Origin of the sequence: Vibrio sp. 10N.247.311.14 (genome assembly GCF_041467715.1) — a bacterium.
Lineage (GTDB): Bacteria > Pseudomonadota > Gammaproteobacteria > Enterobacterales > Vibrionaceae > Vibrio > Vibrio crassostreae_C.
Window position 1 is genome coordinate 54,801 of the sequence record NZ_JBFSVE010000018.1, and the last position, 18,707, is coordinate 73,507.

Sequence of the window (18,707 nt, forward strand, 5' to 3'; positions counted from 1 at the left end):
TTAGTATGACAACTCAAACTACTATCAATAACGAAAAGCTATCTCCGTGGCCTTGGCAGATCGAAGAGAGCACAACTCGCTTTGATAACGCAGCAATGTCGACAATATTGAAAGACTTAAGCCTTGCTTGTTACGTCGTGAACCACCCAGAAAAAGGTTTAGGCGTAAGCCAAAAATCTGAGATTGCATCGGGCGATTCAGCAAGCTCAGCGAACAGCCAACCTGTTAGCGCCTTTGCTCCAGCTCTTGGTACACAAAGCCTAGGCGACGAAGAGTTTCGTCGCTGTCATGGCGTAAAATACGCGTACTACGCAGGCGCAATGGCCAACGGCATCTCATCTGAAGAGCTTGTAATTGCGCTTGGTCAGGCAGGCATTCTTTGTTCATTTGGCGCGGCAGGCTTAATCCCGTCTCGCGTTGAGCAAGCGATCAACCGTATTCAAGCAGCGCTACCAAACGGCCCTTACGCGTTTAACCTGATTCACAGCCCAAGTGAACCTGCACTAGAGCGCGGCAGTGTAGAGCTGTTTTTGAAGCACAAAGTGAAAACGGTTGAGGCTTCAGCCTTCTTAGGTTTAACACCGCAAATTGTTCACTATCGTGCTGCTGGTCTAAGCCGTGATGCAAAAGGCGAAATCCAGATTGGCAACAAAGTCATCGCAAAAGTGAGCCGTACTGAAGTCGCAAGCAAGTTCATGCAGCCTGCTCCTGTGAAAATGCTGCAAGCTTTGGTTGATGAAGGTCGAATCACAGCAGAACAGATGGAGCTAGCACAGTTGGTTCCAATGGCGGATGACATTACTGCAGAAGCGGATTCTGGTGGTCACACCGATAACCGCCCTCTAGTCACCCTGTTACCAACGATTCTTGCGTTGAAAGAACAGATCCAAGCTCAGTACCAATTCAAAACACCGCTGCGTGTTGGTTGTGGTGGTGGCGTCGGCACGCCTGACGCAGCTCTAGCAACGTTTAACATGGGCGCGGCATACATTGTTACTGGTTCTATTAACCAAGCCTGTGTTGAAGCTGGCGCGAGCGAACACACACGTAAGCTGCTTTCGACAACTGAAATGGCTGACGTGACTATGGCTCCGGCAGCAGACATGTTCGAAATGGGCGTGAAGCTGCAAGTGGTTAAGCGCGGTACCTTGTTCCCAATGCGTGCAAACAAGCTTTACGAGATCTACACACGCTACGACTCCATTGAAGCGATTCCAGTTGAAGAACGTCAAAAGCTAGAGAAGCAGGTATTCCGTTCAACATTGGATGACATCTGGGCAGGTACTGTTGCTCACTTTAACGAGCGCGACCCTAAACAGATCGAACGCGCTGAAGGCAACCCGAAGCGTAAAATGGCGTTGATTTTCCGCTGGTACTTGGGGCTTTCTAGCCGCTGGTCAAACACGGGCGAACAAGGTCGTGAAATGGATTATCAAGTATGGGCTGGCCCTGCACTTGGCGCATTCAACGCGTGGGCAAAAGACAGCTACCTAGATGATTACCAGCAGCGTAATGCGGTCGACCTTGCTAAGCACCTGATGCACGGTGCGGCTTACTTAGCACGTGTTAACCTGCTGACTTCGCAAGGCATCAAGCTTGATCCAGAACTAGCACGATGGAAGCCAACTCAAAGAATGGCGTAAATGACCTAAATGGACTGGTTGACGAGTAACTAATTACTCAGCGACAGGAAACAAAAAAGCGACCTTATCGGGTCGCTTTTCTTTTGGTTGTTCTTGCCAGGCTCGCTACAAAATTAAGACTTCTGCATACACTTTTTCAAGCGCGCTAAATCAATTGCACTTGAGCGTACAGTAAGCTTGATGCATTCGTAGTCGTATTCTTCCTTCACCACACTCATGTTTGAGCGAATCTCACCGATAATGCCTTGTCCAGAATAAGGAATCGTGATCTCTTCTTCGATCATGCCTTGTTCAGCCACACCCACAATGTACTTGTGTAGTTTGGTGATATCGAGCGGGTCACGAGTCGAGGTCAGCATTGCATCTGGGAATTCTTCAATCAGCTCTAACTGTTCTTCTTCGCTCAATCTATCGCACTTGTTCAGTACCAATAGTTTTTCGCTGCCTTCAACGCCCACTTGCGCTAATACTTCGTGTACCACATCAAGCTGTGCGCGGAATGAAACATCAGAAGCATCAACCACATAAAGCAGTAATGAAGCATCATGCGCTTCTGCTAGTGTTGAGTGGAATGAAGCAACCAGATCATGTGGCAGCTTCTTGATAAAACCAACCGTATCTGACACTAAGATACGCGGCTGAGTGATCGGCTGAAGTGCACGAACCGTGGTATCTAGGGTTGCGAACAGCTTGTCTTCACCACTCACTTCGGTTGCGGTCATTGCACGCATCATCGAAGATTTACCCGCGTTGGTGTAACCAACCAGAGCAACAGTGAAAAGTTCCGAACGCTGTGTGCGTCGGTTCTTCATTTCATCTTGTACGCTAACCAGCTCACGCTTAAGCGCAGCAATTTGGTCACGTACTTTACGACGGTCAAGCTCTAGTGAGGTTTCACCAGCACCCTGACCCATTTGACGCTCTTTATCACCGTCGGCCGTCTCACGCAGTCGAGGCACTAGGTAGTTTAGTCGAGCGATTTCAACTTGCAGACGTGCGGTACGAGTACGAGCATGACGGCTGAAGATCTCAATGATGATACCAGTACGGTCAAACACCTCTACACCCAAGTGAGCTTCTACATTACGCAGTTGAGATGGGCTCAAATCACAGTCGAATACCACTACGTCAGCAGTACCAAACTCCACGTCTTCAGATGGAAGATCATCAAAATCTAACTCATCGATACCAGCACGAAAATCAAAAGACTCATCGATAAAATCTTCATCTTCGGCTTCTTCAATCGAACCTTGGTAACCGGTTAAGTGTGCAATTTCTGCAAGCTTACCTGCGCCCAACACGTTTTGTCGTTGTGTTGAACTGTGGTGCTGTGATTGTGTACCGACCACTTTAAACCCTAGGGTTGTTACTAAGCGAGCAAGTTCGGCAAGAGACTCTTTTGCTTCGTCACCTTTGAAGTCCGGTGTCGTAATAGAAATAAGTAAAGCGTTACTAGCTGAGGGTTTTGCTGTTAGTTTCATGTATTCTTCTGTTTATGCACTAATGTGCAACCTAGTATTTGGTCTAAAGTAGCGCGATCCTACGCTGTTCTCGGTCAGCTTTATAGAGCTAACGGAGGCTAATTAACGATATTATTGCAGTTAATCCATTTATCTCGTTTATCCCTCTGTTTTCGTGAGGAAATAAAACAGGCTAAAACACAAAAAAGACAGCATCACGTTACTTATTATAAGTTAGTGATACTGCCTTTGTTTAAGCTTAGACTCTCATTGAGCTACTGTCTCAAAAACTAAAAATCAATTCTCGCTTCAGTCTGAGCATCAAAGAATACCGCCTTTGATAAGTCAAAATGCAGCGGCGCCATTTGCCCAACTGACACTTCAAATTCTGGCGACAAGCGACACGCTACTTCTTGGTTGTTCACTTTCACCATCGCAATCGTATCTGGCCCTGTAGGTTCCAAGACTTCCAGCTGTAAATCTAGCTTGGTCGTTGCCGACACATCTTCACTTTCCTGCTCAGTGATGTGTTCAGGGCGCAGGCCAATCACCACTTCTTTGCCATCTTGTTCACGCATGCTTTGTGGTAATCGAATGTGGTGCTCTTGCTCAGCCGTACCCGTTACTTTGATGATCGGATTCTGTTCCTCATCCAAATCCACCATGGTCTTAATGAAGTTCATGGATGGTGACCCCATAAAGCCCGCCACGAACATATTGTTTGGTTTGGTGTAGATCTCTTGCGGCGTACCGAGTTGCTGCAATTCACCATCTTTCATCACCGCAATACGGTCAGCCAATGTCATTGCCTCGATCTGATCATGAGTCACGTAGACAATGGTGGTGTTCAGCTTTTGGTGCAGACGTTTAATCTGATGACGCATTTCCACACGCAGCTTGGCATCCAAGTTAGAAAGCGGCTCATCGAATAGGTACAGCTTAGGACGACGCGCCAAAGCACGCCCCATAGCGACACGTTGACGCTGGCCACCAGAAAGTTGTGACGGTTTACGATCCAGCAACTGTTCGATTTGCAGCATTTCAGCGACTCGATTCACTTCTGCATCGATTTCCTCTTGTGGCATCTTACGAATCTTCAAACCGAAGGCGATATTGCCGCGTACCGTCATATTTGGGTATAGCGCATATGATTGGAATACCATCGCGATGTCGCGATCTTTGGGTTCAACCTGAGCCACGTCAACACCATCAATCACGATTTCACCCGAGCTAATATTCTCTAGCCCAGCAATGGTGTTCATTAAGGTGGATTTTCCACACCCCGAAGGGCCGACAAGTATCAAAAATTCCCCCGAATCGATACTGATGTCGATGCCCTTTAACGTTTCGTTGTCCGCGTTGCGATAGGTTTTACGGATCTGTTTTAAATCTAATGTTGCCATGGGTAATTATCCTTTTACTGATCCTGCCGTTAGGCCACGAACAAAATATTTTCCTGCGAAGACATACACCAACAACGTTGGCAGTGCAGCGATGATCGCGGCAGCCATATCGACGTTGTATTCTTTAACGCCCGTGCTGGTGTTAACTAAGTTGTTTAATGCCACGGTGATTGGTTGAGTCTCTGAGCCTGAGTACACCACCCCGAACAAGAAATCGTTCCAGATTGCTGTGAACTGCCAGATCACCGTCACCATGATGATGGGTGTAGAGATCGGTAATAAGATCTTGAAGAAAATAGTAAAGAAGCCTGCACCATCCAGTTTTGCCGCTTTGATCAATTCATCCGGAATCGAGATATAGAAGTTACGGAAAAACAGAGTCGTAAACGCCATGCCGTAGATAACATGCACAATCACCAAACCAATGGTTGTGTTAGCCAAGCCCATCTTGCCAAGCATGGTCGCCATTGGCAGAAGTACGACTTGGAACGGAATAAAGCAGCCAAACAACAACAAACTAAAGAACAGGTTTGAGCCTCGGAACTGCCACTTAGTGACCACATAGCCGTTGAATGCTCCGAGCAATGTTGAGATCGCAACCGCAGGTATCACCATTTGGAATGAGTTCCAAAAGTAGCCTTTGATGCCTTCACATTTAACGCCCGTACAAGCGGTGTCCCACGCTTTATACCAAGCATCGAACACCCACTCTTTTGGCAAACTCATCAGGTTGCCCGCCTTGATATCTGGCAGAGTTTTGAATGACGTCAGCGCCATTACGAACAATGGCATTAGGTACACTAAACAGAAGAAAAGCAGTGCTGAATAAATAAAGATTCGAGCAAAATTGATGTTATTCATCATGACTTTTTCTCCCTAAGTTCAGAGTAAAGATAAGGCACGAGAATCGCTAAAATGCCGGCAAGCATCATCATGGCACTGGCAGCACCAAGGCCGATTTGACCACGAGTAAATGAGTGGGCATACATGAATAGCGCTGGAAGATCCGATGAATAACCTGGGCCACCCGCTGTCATCGCGGTCACAAGGTCGAAACTCTTAATCGCAATGTGTGACGTGATGATCACCGCACTGAAAACCACAGGACGCAAGCAAGGTAAAATGATTTTGAGATAGATAGTGGGTAAGCTTGCCCCATCGATTTGAGCCGCTTTGATGATTGAAGAATCGATGCCACGCAGACCTGCTAAGAACATCGCCATCACGAATCCAGAAGACTGCCAAAGTGCTGCAATCACTAAGGTGTAAACCGACATTTCAGAATTGACGAGCCAGTCAAATTTGAAGTCAGTAAATCCCCAGTCTTGCATCAACTTTTCAATGCCAAGACCCGGGTTAAGAATCCATTTCCACGCCGTACCCGTCACGATGAATGACAACGCCATTGGGTAGAGATAGATAGTACGAATCGCGCCTTCTTGGCGGATATTTTGGTCAAGCAATACCGCTAAACCAACACCTAGCAAGATAGCAATCGCCATGAATAGAAAACCAAACACACCGAGGTTGGTGATCGAGGTGATCCAGCGATCGTTATCCATCAGCTTTTCATATTGGGTTAAACCAACGAAGTTGAAGCTCGGAAGAAATCGAGAGTTGGTGAACGACAATGCGGCCGTCCAAAATATATAACCGTAGATACACACCACGGTCACTAACGCAGTTGGCGCCAGCACAATTTTAGGTAACCAATGTTGCAACCTGTCAGCAAAACTCGGTTTCGGTGCAGGCTGGCTCCTTGTGGGTTTTGGAGTCGACTCAGTCAAAACATGCTCCATAACTTATCCTTGTTGCACAATCGAGCCAATGGCTTACCTTTCGGCACCACATCAGCATCACGCATATTAGAATTGGGAGTGAAGAGCAGATAGGCTCCCTACGAGCCTACCCACCCTGGGGGTTCGATAAAGCAACACAACCCGTCACTCACGTGCGTTGTGTGTCGCTTATCAAGTTAGATTAGATAGCCGCTTTCACTGCTTTTGCTAACTTAGCTGCCGCTTGTTTTGGATCGGCATCTTTTTCGTTGAAGAAGTTGGTTACCACGTCGTAAATCGCGCCTTGAGCGTAGCTTGTTGTCGCTAGGCCGTGAGCCATACTCGGAACAAGATCGCCAGATTTCGCACTCGCTTTGAAGGTTGCCATTGAATCCAACGCACATTGGTCGAACTTAGACATGTCCATATCTAGACGTACAGGGATAGAACCCTTGTTAAGGTTGAAGACTTCTTGGAAATCTTTGGTAAGAATGGTTTTCGCTAGGTCTTGCTGCGCTTTTTGGTTCTCTTTGTCACTCAGCTCAAAGAACGCAAAGCTATCGATGTTGAAAGTGAATTGGCCATCAGTGCCCGGTGCTGGTGCACAGATGTAATCTTTACCCGGTACTTTGCCTGCCGCAGTAAATTCACCTTTCGCCCAGTCACCCATGATCTGCATTGCCGCTTCGCCATTGATAACCATCGAAGTTGCTACGTTCCAATCACGACCCGGAGAGTTGCTGTCGATGTAATCACGCATCTTTTTGAACTTGGTGAATACTTCCACCATTTTGTCACCAGACAACACGTCCATATCCAGGTCAACGAACGCTTTGTTGTAGTCTTCACTGCCTAGCACATCAAGTGCCACCGCTTCGAATACCGTCGCGTCTTGCCAAGGTTGACCACCGTGAGCCAGTGGAATGAAGCCAGCCGCTTTAATCTTGTCTGCGGCAACAAAGAACTCATCTAACGTAGTTGGAACCGTCACGCCTGATTTTTCTAAAACAACAGGGTTCGCCCAAAGCCAGTTAACACGGTGAACGTTGACAGGAACTGCGACATATTCGCCATCCCACTTCATCACTTTAGTGACCACTTCTGGCAGTAGCTCATCCCATTTTTCTTGTTTCGCAGTTGCATCGAGAGACGTTAGAAAACCTAAACCACCCCACTCTTGAATATCATGACCTTTAATCTGCGCCGCAGATGGAGGATTGCCCGACACTGCTCGAGTTTTCAAAACAGTCATCGCACTTTCACCGCCGCCACCAGCAACAGCGAAATCTTTCCAAGTATGGCCTTGTTCTTCAATCATCTCTTTCAGTACAGCTGCGGATTTCGCTTCGCCACCGGCAGTCCACCAGTGAAGCACTTCCACTTCACCAGCTTGAGAAAATGTTGAGGCAGCAAGAAGAGATAGAGTAAGTAGGGTTTTATTGATTTTCATTATTATCTTCCATGTTTTAGCGGACTCGACGTCCGGTTCAATACAGAGTCTACTTATTCTGATTTGTAAGATTGAAACAAAAGGTAAGCTCAATGTAACACAATTGTTACATTAAACTTCTAGGCCGCGTGGAATATAGACTTTAGCTTCTAAGCCGCCTTGAGGGGAGTTACGAATAATGAGATCTCCGCCGTGTCCGTGTAGGATGTTTCGACAGATTCCAAGCCCTAAACCGTGTCCTTGGTCGTCAGTGGCGAGCCTGAAGTAAGGTTCAAACACCAACTCTAACTTGTCTTCAGGAATACCTTTTCCGTGATCTTGAATAGTCACGATAACCCACACCGAATCACTGTTAATATCGACTTCAGCTGATGTCCCATATTTCACAGCGTTGTCGATAAGATTGGTCAGCACACGTTTAATGGCTAATGGTTTGGCGACTAACGGGTCAACCACAATGGGCTCAAACTCAACCAAGGTTTGATGTTGGTTGTGCAGTTCAATCACGGAGAGCATCATCTCATTGAGGTCGATAATGGCGTTGTTTTCGTGAAGGTCGGTATCTCTTACCGCTTGTAAAGCGCCCTTAACCATCATCTCAAGCTCATCGAGATCTTTGTTGAATTTGTCTTTCTTTGCTTCACTCTCCAACAACTCTGCACGCAATCTAAGCCGTGTTATTGGTGTCTTTAAATCATGTGAGATTGCAGAGAAAAGGTGCTCACGGTCGGCAACATAGCGACGAATCCGTTGCTGCATTCGATTAAACGCTCGGGTCGCCGTCACCAGCTCAGTAGCCCCCTCTTCGTTAAGTGGCGGCTGCTGAATATCCATACTCATCTCATTGGCCGCTCTTGCTAATTTTTTAAGAGGGCGTACTTGCCGACGAATCATCAAGTAAGTCAAAACCAAAAGAATGAGGGTCGAGGAAACTAAGAAGATCACCTGTTCTCTGCCGAGAATCGTATCGTCGAGTTTGACGTAAGGCGCAGGCAACAACGCGGCGATATACACCCATTCATGACTGGCTAATTCTATCTGAACAACCAGAATAGGAGGGTTAAGAGGTTCTAAGGTTAAAGTATGATGTGCCCACGATCGTGGGAGATCGCTCAAGTAGATGTCATTTTTAAGCAAACGAAGATGTTCAGGGCGAGAGAAATCAACCCGCACTGATTCGACTTTATTGAGCTTGCTACTCAAAACACTTTCTATCGCTTCAATCGAGGCGGTTTTTAAACGGGTATCAGGGATCGGTTCGACAATCAACGCCTCTTTATTGAAAGAAACGAAGAAGCGCGTACCGCCCATATTGCGGATTTGATCCAACACGATATGGCGATATTTAACGGGCAGAGACTGGAAGAAAGTCACCGTCGAGGCAAACATATTGGCCATGCTTGAAGAGGCAGAACGAATCCCCTCCAGTTCTTTGTGTTTGGATTCGCTATACCAAATAGACGTTGCGATACCTTGAGCTATCACCACAGCTAACAAGGTCAGTAACAATGTTCTGGCAACCAAAGAGTTTGGCTTTAACCGACTCAACCCGTTCATAGGAAATACTTCATTGCCGAGGTGCTCATTAACATCACTTGATTATCAGTGTTCATACTGAACAGGCACAGCGAGGATATAGCCATTACCGCGCATGGTTTTGATGTAGTGAGGATACTTGCCACTGTTGCCCAATCGGCTTCTCAGACGACTAAGCTGCACATCAATGCCTCGCTCAAAAGGCAACGCTTCACGGCCTCTGGTCGCGAATGAGATAGTGTCACGGTCGAGAACTTCGTTAGGGCGAGTTAAGAACAACATCAACAGAGAAAAATCACTGCCCGACAAATCCATCTCTTCCGAGTTTTCATTGTGGGAAATTCGATGCGCTAACGTATCAAGCGTCCAATCACCAAAAACAATCTGTTTTGGCAATGCATCACTTGTCTTGTCATCCACCACTTGAACGCGGCGCAACAACGCTTTGATACGCGCCATTAACTGACGAGGGCTAAACGGCTTGGCAATGTAATCATCAGCACCAATTTCTAAGCCGATAATTTGGTCGGTTTCATCCGATACGGCAGTCAGCATGATGATAGGCACATTCGATTGCTTACGGACGCGTTGACACAAGGTAAAACCATCGTCACCGGGTAGCATCACATCAAGCAGAATCAGATCTGGATAACCTTGGTTTTGCAGATGAGCTTCTAGTTCAACACCATCTCCCACAGAAGAAACATCGAAACCAGATTTTGTGAGGTACTCTTCCAGCAGCTCGCGGATTTCTTGATCATCATCCACCACGAGAATTCGAGTATTTGTTGGCATCGCCCAAACCTATTAAATTTACAACTTATTCACATAGTGTATAGGCTGGCCGATTGTTTGATTATTGACATGTTTGTAAAGTTAGAAGAACAAACAGATAAAGATCACAACTTAGTGACCTCTATCTGAATCTTTAGGGCTTAATCCGCTATTGGTTGGTTATGAAGAGCAGCTGATCTCCATGGCTTTACCCCACTCAGGAGGTAGAGCCGCAAGGTATTCATAATCCGGGTGTTCCGCATAAGGGTCTGCCAGTACCACCATCAAAGCGTCAATGTCGCTGCTATCACCGCGCTCTGCTTTGTCTATCGCTAGCTGAGCTAGGTAGTTTCTGAGGATGTATTTCGGGTTTACCTGTCTCATATTTTCGCAGCGCTCGACCACTGAGCTATCTTCCAATTCGCAGCGTTGTAAGTAGTTATCTACCCACAGTTTTGCTGCCTCTCGATCAATTATAAGATCAATCACTTCTTGTGGCGACAAGGTGTCTAGGTTCGATAGCGTTCTAAAGAACCTTGGGTAGTCGACTTTGTTTTGCGACATCAGCTCGAACATAGATTCAAACAAACGACTGTCGCCTTCTTGTTTCGAAAGTAGCCCCAACTTACGACGCATCATCTGACTAAAGTAACCGTTCATTTGCGGTTCGTACTGCTCTAAAGCCGCCTCTAAGTCGGCCTTATCCACCAGCGGAGAAAGTGAGTGAGCCAGTGCCGACAGGTTCCAAAGCCCTATTCTTGGCTGCTGGTTAAAAGCATAACGACCTTGGTAATCCGAGTGATTACAGATCAATCTTGGGTCATATTCATCAAGAAACGCAAACGGACCATAATCGAAAGTTTGCCCGATGATCGACATGTTATCGGTGTTCATCACGCCATGAGCAAAACCATTCGCTTGCCACAACGCAATCATCTCCGCGGTACGGTCAACAATCTGATTAAACATAGCAGCGTAGGGTTTCTCTTCATCGAGACACTCAGGGAAGTGCCATTCAATGACTTTATCGGCCAGCAACTTATGCTCAGCCAACTGATTGGTATAAAACAGATGTTCAAAGTGACCGAAACGGATGTGTGATTCGGCAGCACGCACCAACAATGCGCCCCACTCTTGCTTCTCTCGATATACCGGTGTGTCGCTGGTCATCATAGCCAACGCGCGAGTGGTTGGGATATTGAGCCCTGCCATCGCTTCGCTACATAAGTACTCACGAACGGTTGATCGAATAACAGCGCGTCCATCGCCCATACGTGAATAGGGAGTTTTACCGGCACCTTTAAGGTGTAAATCGAACGTTTCGCCACTTTTCGCGACAATTTGAGCTAATAACAGCCCTCTTCCATCACCTAAATCAGGGTTATAAGCACCAAACTGATGGCCTGCGTATTTCATCGATAACGGAGAAAATTGCTCTGGTTCCACATTGCCAGATAACGTTTCTAGCAATTCTTCTGAAGCGCTCTCAAATGACGGAAAGCCAAGGTCAGTTGCAAGGGTTTGATTCCAGGCGAGCCATTGGACATTGCTTAACGGAGTTGGTTGGATTGGGGTATAGAACAGTCGAGGTAATGCAGTAAATCGATTGTTAAATGAAATAGAATCCCAGACAGACATGAGAGATACACTGTAGATAAAAGATAACTTAAGATTATCACAGTTTCGTAACAACTTCAGAAGTGCGATGGCGCTTGTTTATAGAGGTAAGGTGATAAACCATTCCACAGGAAGAAAGTGGTGACTAGGAGTAAATTACTGGGGGATGCTTGCTAGAAGAAGATGACTAAGAAAAAGTTAAGTGGCTAGCCTGATGAGAAAGCCACATTTATAAGAGAAAGAGTTCTGACTTTGAAGACTTTTTAACAAGTGATTTCATAATAAAAACTAAAACTATAGAGCCATGAAGCTGACTACATTAGAGCAAGAATACCCACTAGAGAAAGGGTAGAGAAAATCCAAGTACGACTGATTACGCCAAAGTTACTGTGTTGAATCATTTCTTGATGCTGCATATGTCTCTCCTTGAGAACGTGATGGTGTAACTACAATATATCGGCTTTTCGCCAAAAGCAGCAAGCACATTAATATTAACCTTTTATGACAGCATCAAGAATATTCTGTAACCATTCACCTCTCTGATAAAACAGAAAGTTATGCTCGACTGGTCGTCGAAAGCAGTGCGCCAGCCCCAATAAAGACACCTCCAGTGACACGATTAAAGACCTTGGCTCGACCTTTCGCAAACAACCAATTTGACGACTTCGCCCCCAAGTAGGCATACACCAATAACCAAGACAATTCCATCACTGCGAAGGTAAAAGCAAACACGGTAAACTGTGGTAATAGCGCAATTGAGGGATCAATAAACTGTGGGAAAAGTGCAGTAAAAAACAAGATAGCTTTGGGGTTACTCGCGCCAACAATAAAGCCACTTAAGTAATGTTGCGCAGCGCTTTCTTTGACAGATTGAGCACCGCCTTGTTGATCCGATAACTTGTCGTAATCTTGCTGGTTAGAGCGTAAAGACTTCCAGCCAAGGTAGATAAGATAGGCAGCGCCTGTCCATTTAATGACATTAAACACCACTTCCGATGAGGCAATGATCACCCCTAAGCCGGTGAACGATAACGTTAAGATTCCGGTGATCGCCGTTAAGCTGCCCAGTGCAGTAAATATTGATAATTTAAAGCCCGATTGCACACCTTTGGTCATACACAATAAAGAACTTGGGCCCGGCGATGCCGTTAAAATCAGTACTGCCAACAAATAATAAATCCATGTATCAAAGCTCATCGCGAATTCTCCTTAACTCACTAAATCGGCTAAACATTAGTCACCAATATGTAATAGCTATGCATATTAGGCAACTAAATATTGAACATTATTTATTCTGCGTTGATTACTTAATCCCAAAATGGCGGCAATAAAAAACGCCATGCATTGCTGCATGGCGTTTAAATTAAAACGTTTCAAATAGAACGTCTTACCAAGTACGAAGCTAAAAACTAGCCGTTATTAACTAGTCTTTGTAGATAGAGAACTCATCAGCACAAGCAACGAGCTGTTCGCGAGTGATCATGAATACGCCATGACCACCGTTAGAGAATTCAATCCAAGTGAATGGAATCTCTGGGTACTGATCCATCATATGAACCATTGAGTTACCAACTTCACAGATAAGAATACCGTCGTCAGTTAGGTAGTCTGGTGCATTAGCTAAGATGCGACGAACCAATTTCAGACCGTCTGTACCCGCTGCTAGGCCAAGTTCTGGCTCGTGAGTAAACTCATCTGGCAGGCTGTTCATATCTTCTTCGTCCACGTAAGGTGGGTTAGATACGATCAGGTTGTATTTCTCTTTTGGCAAATCACGGAAAAGATCTGAACGGATTGGGAACACTTGCTGCTCCATGCCGTGATCTTGAACGTTCTGCTCTGCAACTTGCAATGCGTCAGTAGAGATATCAATCGCATCTACTTCAGCGTCTGGGAATGCGTGAGCACAAGCAATAGCGATACAACCACTACCCGTACACATATCCATGATGCGAGTTGGCTCTTCAGTTAACCAAGGTTGGAATTGAGCTTCGATCAGCTCACCAATTGGAGAACGAGGCACAAGAACGCGCTCATCAACGAAGAACTCAAGACCACAGAACCAAGCTTTGTTGGTTAGGTAAGCCGTTGGTGTACGATCATTAATACGCTTGATTACGCGCTCAACAATACGTAGACGTTCGCTGCTCGTTAGACGAGAGTTCATCACATGCGAAGGAACATCAATCGGCAGATAAAGAGTAGGTAAGATAAGTTGTACTGCCTCATCCCACGCGTTATCAGTGCCGTGACCATAAAATAGGCCCGCTGCGTTAAAGCGGCTAACAGTCCAACGAATCACATCTTGAAGCGTGTGTAGTTCTGATACCGCTTCTTCTACAAAAATCTTATCCAAAATTGTCTCCGAAAAGCGCTACAATACTGCTAATTACGTTTCTAATTAGAATTCATAACCTGATGAGCAAAAAAGACACCGACTTTGATGACGATTTCGCCCTGTTCAACGATGCAGTAAAGGGCGTTAAAAAGTTGCAACAGGATACCATAGTCCAGCAGCCAAAAAGAAATGCCAAACAAAAAGAAATTACTCGAACGGCAAGACAAGCTAGCGATAGCGAGTTTTATTTCTCTGACGAGTTCATTCCGCACCTTAGTGAGGAAGGGCCAACACGCTATGCGCGTGATGATGTCTCTAAATACGAAGTCAAGCGACTGCGTCGCGGTGTTTACGTGCCTGACGTGTATCTAGATATGCATGGTATGACACAACAAGAAGCAAAGCGCGAACTAGGAGCTATGATTGCTCACTGTATTAAAGAGAGCGTAGCTTGTGCTTGCGTGCAACATGGTATCGGTAAGCACATTCTTAAACAAAAAGTGCCTTTGTGGTTAGCACAACACCCAGATGTAATGGCTTTTCACCAAGCACCTTTAGAATTTGGTGGTAATGGCGCGCTGTTAGTCTTGCTTTCGGTTCCTGAGAAGTAATTCTGGTTAACAAACTCTCTCTCACCAAAAAACAACAAAGGGCATCCCAATCATATTGAGATGCCCTTTCTAATTGTCTGCAACTTTGTCATCAAACAGAGCTCAACGAGCTTATGGATTGATGTTCCAAAGCAACTCACCTTTTTGTGTCTCAAGGTTGAAGTCGATACACGCTAGGCCCGAAGTGGGAAACATAGGCGGCGCAATGCCTGTTGCAAACTCTGCAGTTAGGTAGCCAACTAGAGGTAAATGAGAAACAAATAAAATGGTCTCTAGTTTTTCTACTTCAGCCATTGCTAAGGTCAAATCAAACACATCGTCGGACATTCCATAAGGCGTAATATCATCACAGGTTTCTACTTTCTTTCCAGAAAACGCCTGAGAGATCTCTAACCACGTTTCTTGTGCCCTTAAATATGGGCTCACCAGCACTTTATCGAATTGACTAATCCCCTGCTCATTTGCAGCTTGTGCCACGGCAAGAGAAGCCATTTTCCCGCGCTTGGTCAACGCTCTTTCTGCATCCGAGTTGGCAAAATGTTCTGCTTCACCGTGGCGCATAATGAATATTTTCATGTTCAATCCTGTCTTCGTAACATGTCGAAAGTCGATATATCCCATATATCAGCGAAACGCTACTTAGGTTTGGCTCTCAATCCAGAGAAACCGCAGTCAATATAAATAATTATATCAAGTCACTTGCCAAAGAGTTCGACTTTCTTAACAATCTTGTTAAAAGAAAATAAATTACTGATAAAAATCGATAAAAGTGATTTAGAAATCGCCAAAAAGCACTTCATATCCCAAAATATGATCACAAGGTTTGCACGCCGAATCATCGGGTACATAATTTAAAAACCACCTTCTCTGGAGATGCTCCTGTGCACTTAAGCCCAAATGATGAACATCAATACCGCTACATAACCTTAAATAACGGGTTACGTGTACTGTTAGTTCAGGATCAAAATGCTCAAAAAGCAGCAGCCGCATTAGCCGTCAATGTGGGGCATTTTGATGACCCTACAGACCGAGAGGGTTTAGCTCACTACTTAGAGCATATGCTATTTTTGGGAACTGAAAAGTATCCAAAGGTCGGAGAGTTCCAAAGTTTTATCAGCCAGCATGGCGGTAGCAACAACGCTTGGACAGGAACAGAGCACACCTGCTTCTTTTTTGATGTTGAATTGAATGCCTTTGAAACCGCACTCGATCGCTTCAGCCAATTTTTTACCGCTCCCCTTTTCAACGAAGAAGCGTTAGACAAAGAACGCCAAGCCGTTGACTCCGAATACAAGATGAAACTCAACGACGACTCACGACGCTTGTACCAAGTTACCAAAGAACTGGTGAATCACAATCACCCATTCTCGAAGTTTTCTGTCGGTAATATCGATACGTTGGGTGACAGAAACGGCGAGACGATTCGACAAGAGATCTTGGCTTTCCACCAGCAACAATACTCTGCTGACTTGATGACACTGACACTGTCTGGCAATCAGTCGTTAGATGAGATGCAAAGCTGGGTTGAGGATCGCTTTAGCTCAATCACCAATCACAACCTACAAGGCAAAAAGGTTGAAGTTCCGATTGTCGGCGAGTTAAGTACGGGTGTACAAGTCCGCGTTGAGCCGATTAAAGAAGTGCGCAAACTGATCTTAACCTTCCCGATGCCAAGCATGGACGAACACTACGGCGTTAAGCCTTTGTCGTTCTTTGCCCACCTTTTAGGTTACGAAGGTGAAGGCAGTTTGATGATGCAACTCAAAGAGAAAGGCTGGATAACATCTCTCTCTGCAGGTGGTGGCGCGAGTGGCAGTAACTACCGTGATTTCACAGTCAGTTGCTCATTGACCATAGAAGGTTTAACCAAAACCGATAACATCATCCAAGCGATATTTCAGTACATCAAGTTAGTCGAACAACAAGGCATAGAAGAGTGGCGCTACCTAGAAAAACGCGCCGTTTTAGAGTCTGCTTTCCGCTTTCAAGAGCCAGCAAGACCGCTTGATGTCGTCAGCCACCTCGTCATCAACATGCAGCACTACCAAGAGCAAGATGTGGTGTATGGCGATTACAAAATGTCGCATTTCGATGACGAATTACAGCGTTCTTTGTTGCCTTATTTAACCGTAGACAACATGCGAGCGACCATTGTTGCTCAGGGATTCGAGTATGACAGGGAAGCGAAGTGGTACTTTACGCCCTACTCGGTCACACCTTTTAGCGCTGAACAAGTTCAATGCTTTACGTGCATTAACCCCGGTTGGCAGTTTGAACTCCCAAGCAAAAACCCGTTTATTTGCTACGATCTAGACCCGACTGAACTGGAAGGTGACGCTAAGTTCCCACAACTGTTAGAAGAGCTCGACGGCTTTAAGCTGTGGCACCTGCAAGACCATCAATTTCGAGTTCCTAAAGGTGTGGTGTATGTCGCTATCGATAGCCCGCACTCAGTTGCTAGCCCAAGAAATATCGTTAAAACACGCTTGTGCGTAGAGATGTTCTTAGACTCACTCGAAAAAGATACGTATCAGGCTGAAATCGCCGGAATGGGCTACAACATGTACACCCATCAGGGCGGTGTAACGCTCACTCTGTCCGGGTTTAGCGAGAAACAGCCACAACTGCTCAATATGATTCTTGAACGTTTCCAAGCACGCGACTTTAGTCCAACACGCTTCGAAACCATCAAGCATCAATTGCTCAGAAACTGGAACAACGCGTCGCAAGATCGCCCTATTTCGCAGTTGTTTAATGCAATGACTGGGATACTTCAACCAAATAACCCGCCTTATTCCGTGTTAATTGAAGCCCTAGAAACGATAGAGGTCGATGAGCTCTCCTCTTTTGTTCAAGCAATCTTGGCGGAACTTCATGTTGAGATGTTTGTGTATGGCGACTGGAAAAAAGCCGATGCACACAAGATGGCTGAAACGCTAAAAGATGCACTGCGTGTTCAAGATCAGGCTTACGAAGAATCACTGCGTCCGCTCATCATGCTCGGTGAAAACGGCAGCTTCCAACGTGAAGTGGTGTGTAACCAAGATGATTCAGCAATTGTGGTTTATTACCAATGCCCTGATATTTCACCTAAAAATATCGCGCTGTATTCATTGGCAAACCATTTGATGTCGGCCACTTTCTTCCATGAGATACGAACCAAGCAGCAGCTAGGTTACATGGTCGGTACTGGCAATATGCCGCTCAACCGACACCCTGGTATTGTGTTGTATGTGCAATCACCGAATGCCGCCCCTGCTGACTTGTTAGCTTCAATAGATGAGTTCCTCAATGCCTTTTACATGGTGCTGTTGGAGCTTAACGACTATCAATGGCACAGCAGTAAGCGCGGTCTCTGGAATCAGATTTCGACACCAGATACGACTTTGCGAGGGCGAGCTCAGCGCTTATGGGTTGCGATAGGCAATAAGGATGTTGAGTTCAACCAGAGAGAGCGCGTATTGGAAGACCTTAAGGGGTTAACTCGCTCAGACATGATGCGTTTTGTGGTTAGCCAGCTAAAACCACGCACGGCAAATCGCCTGATTATGCATGCTCACGGTAATGCTCATAATGAGGAAGAGAAGCTGTCAGCAGGTGTTGAAATTGGCTCTATTGATGAGTTTCAGTTACGCCCGAAAGATACTGAGCTAGGCTGATAAAGCTGGAATGAAAATCATAAGGTTGATGTGAAAGCATCAACCTTTTTTATTGGATGCAGCCCAAAAGCAGATCTCCTATTACGCTCCTTCGTCGCTTTAGGAGATGACGGTTGTTTTGATTGAGGTGTGTTTGACCACCTTTCCAATCAACGCAATAACTTACTTTTTATCTCTTGAACATCATTCCCGAAAAGGAAGAACGACCGAATCGGGAATCTCCCACACCAAGCCAAGACGGCCAGACAGAACACATCACTTCCCCGTCATTCCCGAGAGGGAGGAACGACTGAGTCGGGAATCTCCCACACCAAGCCAACGCTACCAGACAGAACACATCCCTCTCCTCGTCATTCCCGAGAAGGAAGAATGACTGAGTCGGAAATCTCCCACACCAAGCCAAGACGGCCAGACAGAACACATCACTTCCCCGTCATT

General features: G+C 45.8%; 14 protein-coding genes. 3 read left to right on the plus strand and 11 right to left on the minus strand.

The features are described 5' to 3' along the window. Nucleotides 1–5: 5 nt before the first annotated feature. Nucleotides 6–1,643 (plus strand): eicosapentaenoate synthase subunit PfaD, encoded by a 1,638-nt coding sequence (gene pfaD, locus AB6F11_RS08860; RefSeq protein WP_102393530.1) that lies wholly within the window; start codon nt 6–8, stop codon nt 1,641–1,643. Between the two features lie 113 nt (nt 1,644–1,756). Here pfaD and hflX read toward each other — a convergent pair whose 3' ends face one another. The 10 genes from hflX to prmB form a co-directional block, all read right to left on the minus strand. Next, nucleotides 1,757–3,124, minus strand: a complete 1,368-nt coding sequence (gene hflX / locus AB6F11_RS08865; protein WP_102393531.1) for a GTPase HflX — start codon at nt 3,122–3,124, stop codon at nt 1,757–1,759. A 269-nt stretch (nt 3,125–3,393) separates the two neighbouring features. Continuing rightward, entirely contained in the window at nt 3,394–4,506 is a 1,113-nt protein-coding gene (locus tag AB6F11_RS08870; RefSeq protein WP_102393532.1) for an ABC transporter ATP-binding protein, read from the minus strand. Between the two features lie 6 nt (nt 4,507–4,512). Beyond that, complete coding sequence (locus AB6F11_RS08875; RefSeq protein WP_009848502.1) at nt 4,513–5,370, minus strand: carbohydrate ABC transporter permease; 858 nt, start codon at nt 5,368–5,370, stop codon at nt 4,513–4,515. Continuing rightward, nucleotides 5,367–6,305: a carbohydrate ABC transporter permease gene (locus AB6F11_RS08880; protein WP_010439457.1), complete on the minus strand. Its 939-nt coding sequence runs from the start codon at nt 6,303–6,305 to the stop codon at nt 5,367–5,369. The genes AB6F11_RS08875 and AB6F11_RS08880 overlap by 4 nt, the downstream gene beginning before the upstream one ends. Before the next feature lie 181 nt (nt 6,306–6,486). Then, nucleotides 6,487–7,734, minus strand: coding sequence for an ABC transporter substrate-binding protein (locus AB6F11_RS08885; RefSeq protein WP_017066147.1), 1,248 nt, complete (start codon nt 7,732–7,734; stop codon nt 6,487–6,489). A gap of 111 nt (nt 7,735–7,845) precedes the next feature. Beyond that, nucleotides 7,846–9,291, minus strand: coding sequence for an ATP-binding protein (locus tag AB6F11_RS08890; RefSeq protein WP_102393533.1), 1,446 nt, complete (start codon nt 9,289–9,291; stop codon nt 7,846–7,848). 45 nt (nt 9,292–9,336) lie between these two features. Continuing rightward, nucleotides 9,337–10,065, minus strand: coding sequence for a response regulator (locus tag AB6F11_RS08895; RefSeq protein ID WP_102393534.1), 729 nt, complete (start codon nt 10,063–10,065; stop codon nt 9,337–9,339). Between the two features lie 159 nt (nt 10,066–10,224). Next, the gene (locus AB6F11_RS08900) at nt 10,225–11,682 is read right to left on the minus strand and encodes a protein adenylyltransferase SelO (RefSeq protein WP_102393535.1); all 1,458 of its coding nucleotides are present in this window, start codon (nt 11,680–11,682) and stop codon (nt 10,225–10,227) included. 534 nt (nt 11,683–12,216) lie between these two features. Next, nucleotides 12,217–12,858 carry a LysE family translocator gene (locus AB6F11_RS08905; RefSeq protein WP_102320192.1) on the minus strand — a complete coding sequence of 214 codons (642 nt, stop codon included), beginning with the start codon at nt 12,856–12,858 and terminating at the stop codon, nt 12,217–12,219. 226 nt (nt 12,859–13,084) lie between these two features. Further along, a complete protein-coding gene (prmB, locus tag AB6F11_RS08910) occupies nt 13,085–14,017 on the minus strand; it encodes a 50S ribosomal protein L3 N(5)-glutamine methyltransferase (RefSeq protein WP_017060640.1) in 933 nt (310 codons plus the stop codon). 62 nt (nt 14,018–14,079) lie between these two features. On the opposite strand from prmB, the gene smrB reads away from it, so the two are divergent. Beyond that, nucleotides 14,080–14,610: an endonuclease SmrB gene (gene smrB / locus AB6F11_RS08915; RefSeq protein WP_017068963.1), complete on the plus strand. Its 531-nt coding sequence runs from the start codon at nt 14,080–14,082 to the stop codon at nt 14,608–14,610. A gap of 111 nt (nt 14,611–14,721) precedes the next feature. On the opposite strand, the gene sixA is transcribed toward smrB, so the two are convergent. Continuing rightward, nucleotides 14,722–15,186, minus strand: coding sequence for a phosphohistidine phosphatase SixA (gene sixA / locus AB6F11_RS08920; RefSeq protein ID WP_102320193.1), 465 nt, complete (start codon nt 15,184–15,186; stop codon nt 14,722–14,724). A gap of 305 nt (nt 15,187–15,491) precedes the next feature. Between sixA and AB6F11_RS08925 the strand changes: the two genes are divergently transcribed. Beyond that, entirely contained in the window at nt 15,492–18,269 is a 2,778-nt protein-coding gene (locus tag AB6F11_RS08925; RefSeq protein ID WP_017064099.1) for an insulinase family protein, read from the plus strand. Nucleotides 18,270–18,707: the final 438 nt, after the last annotated feature.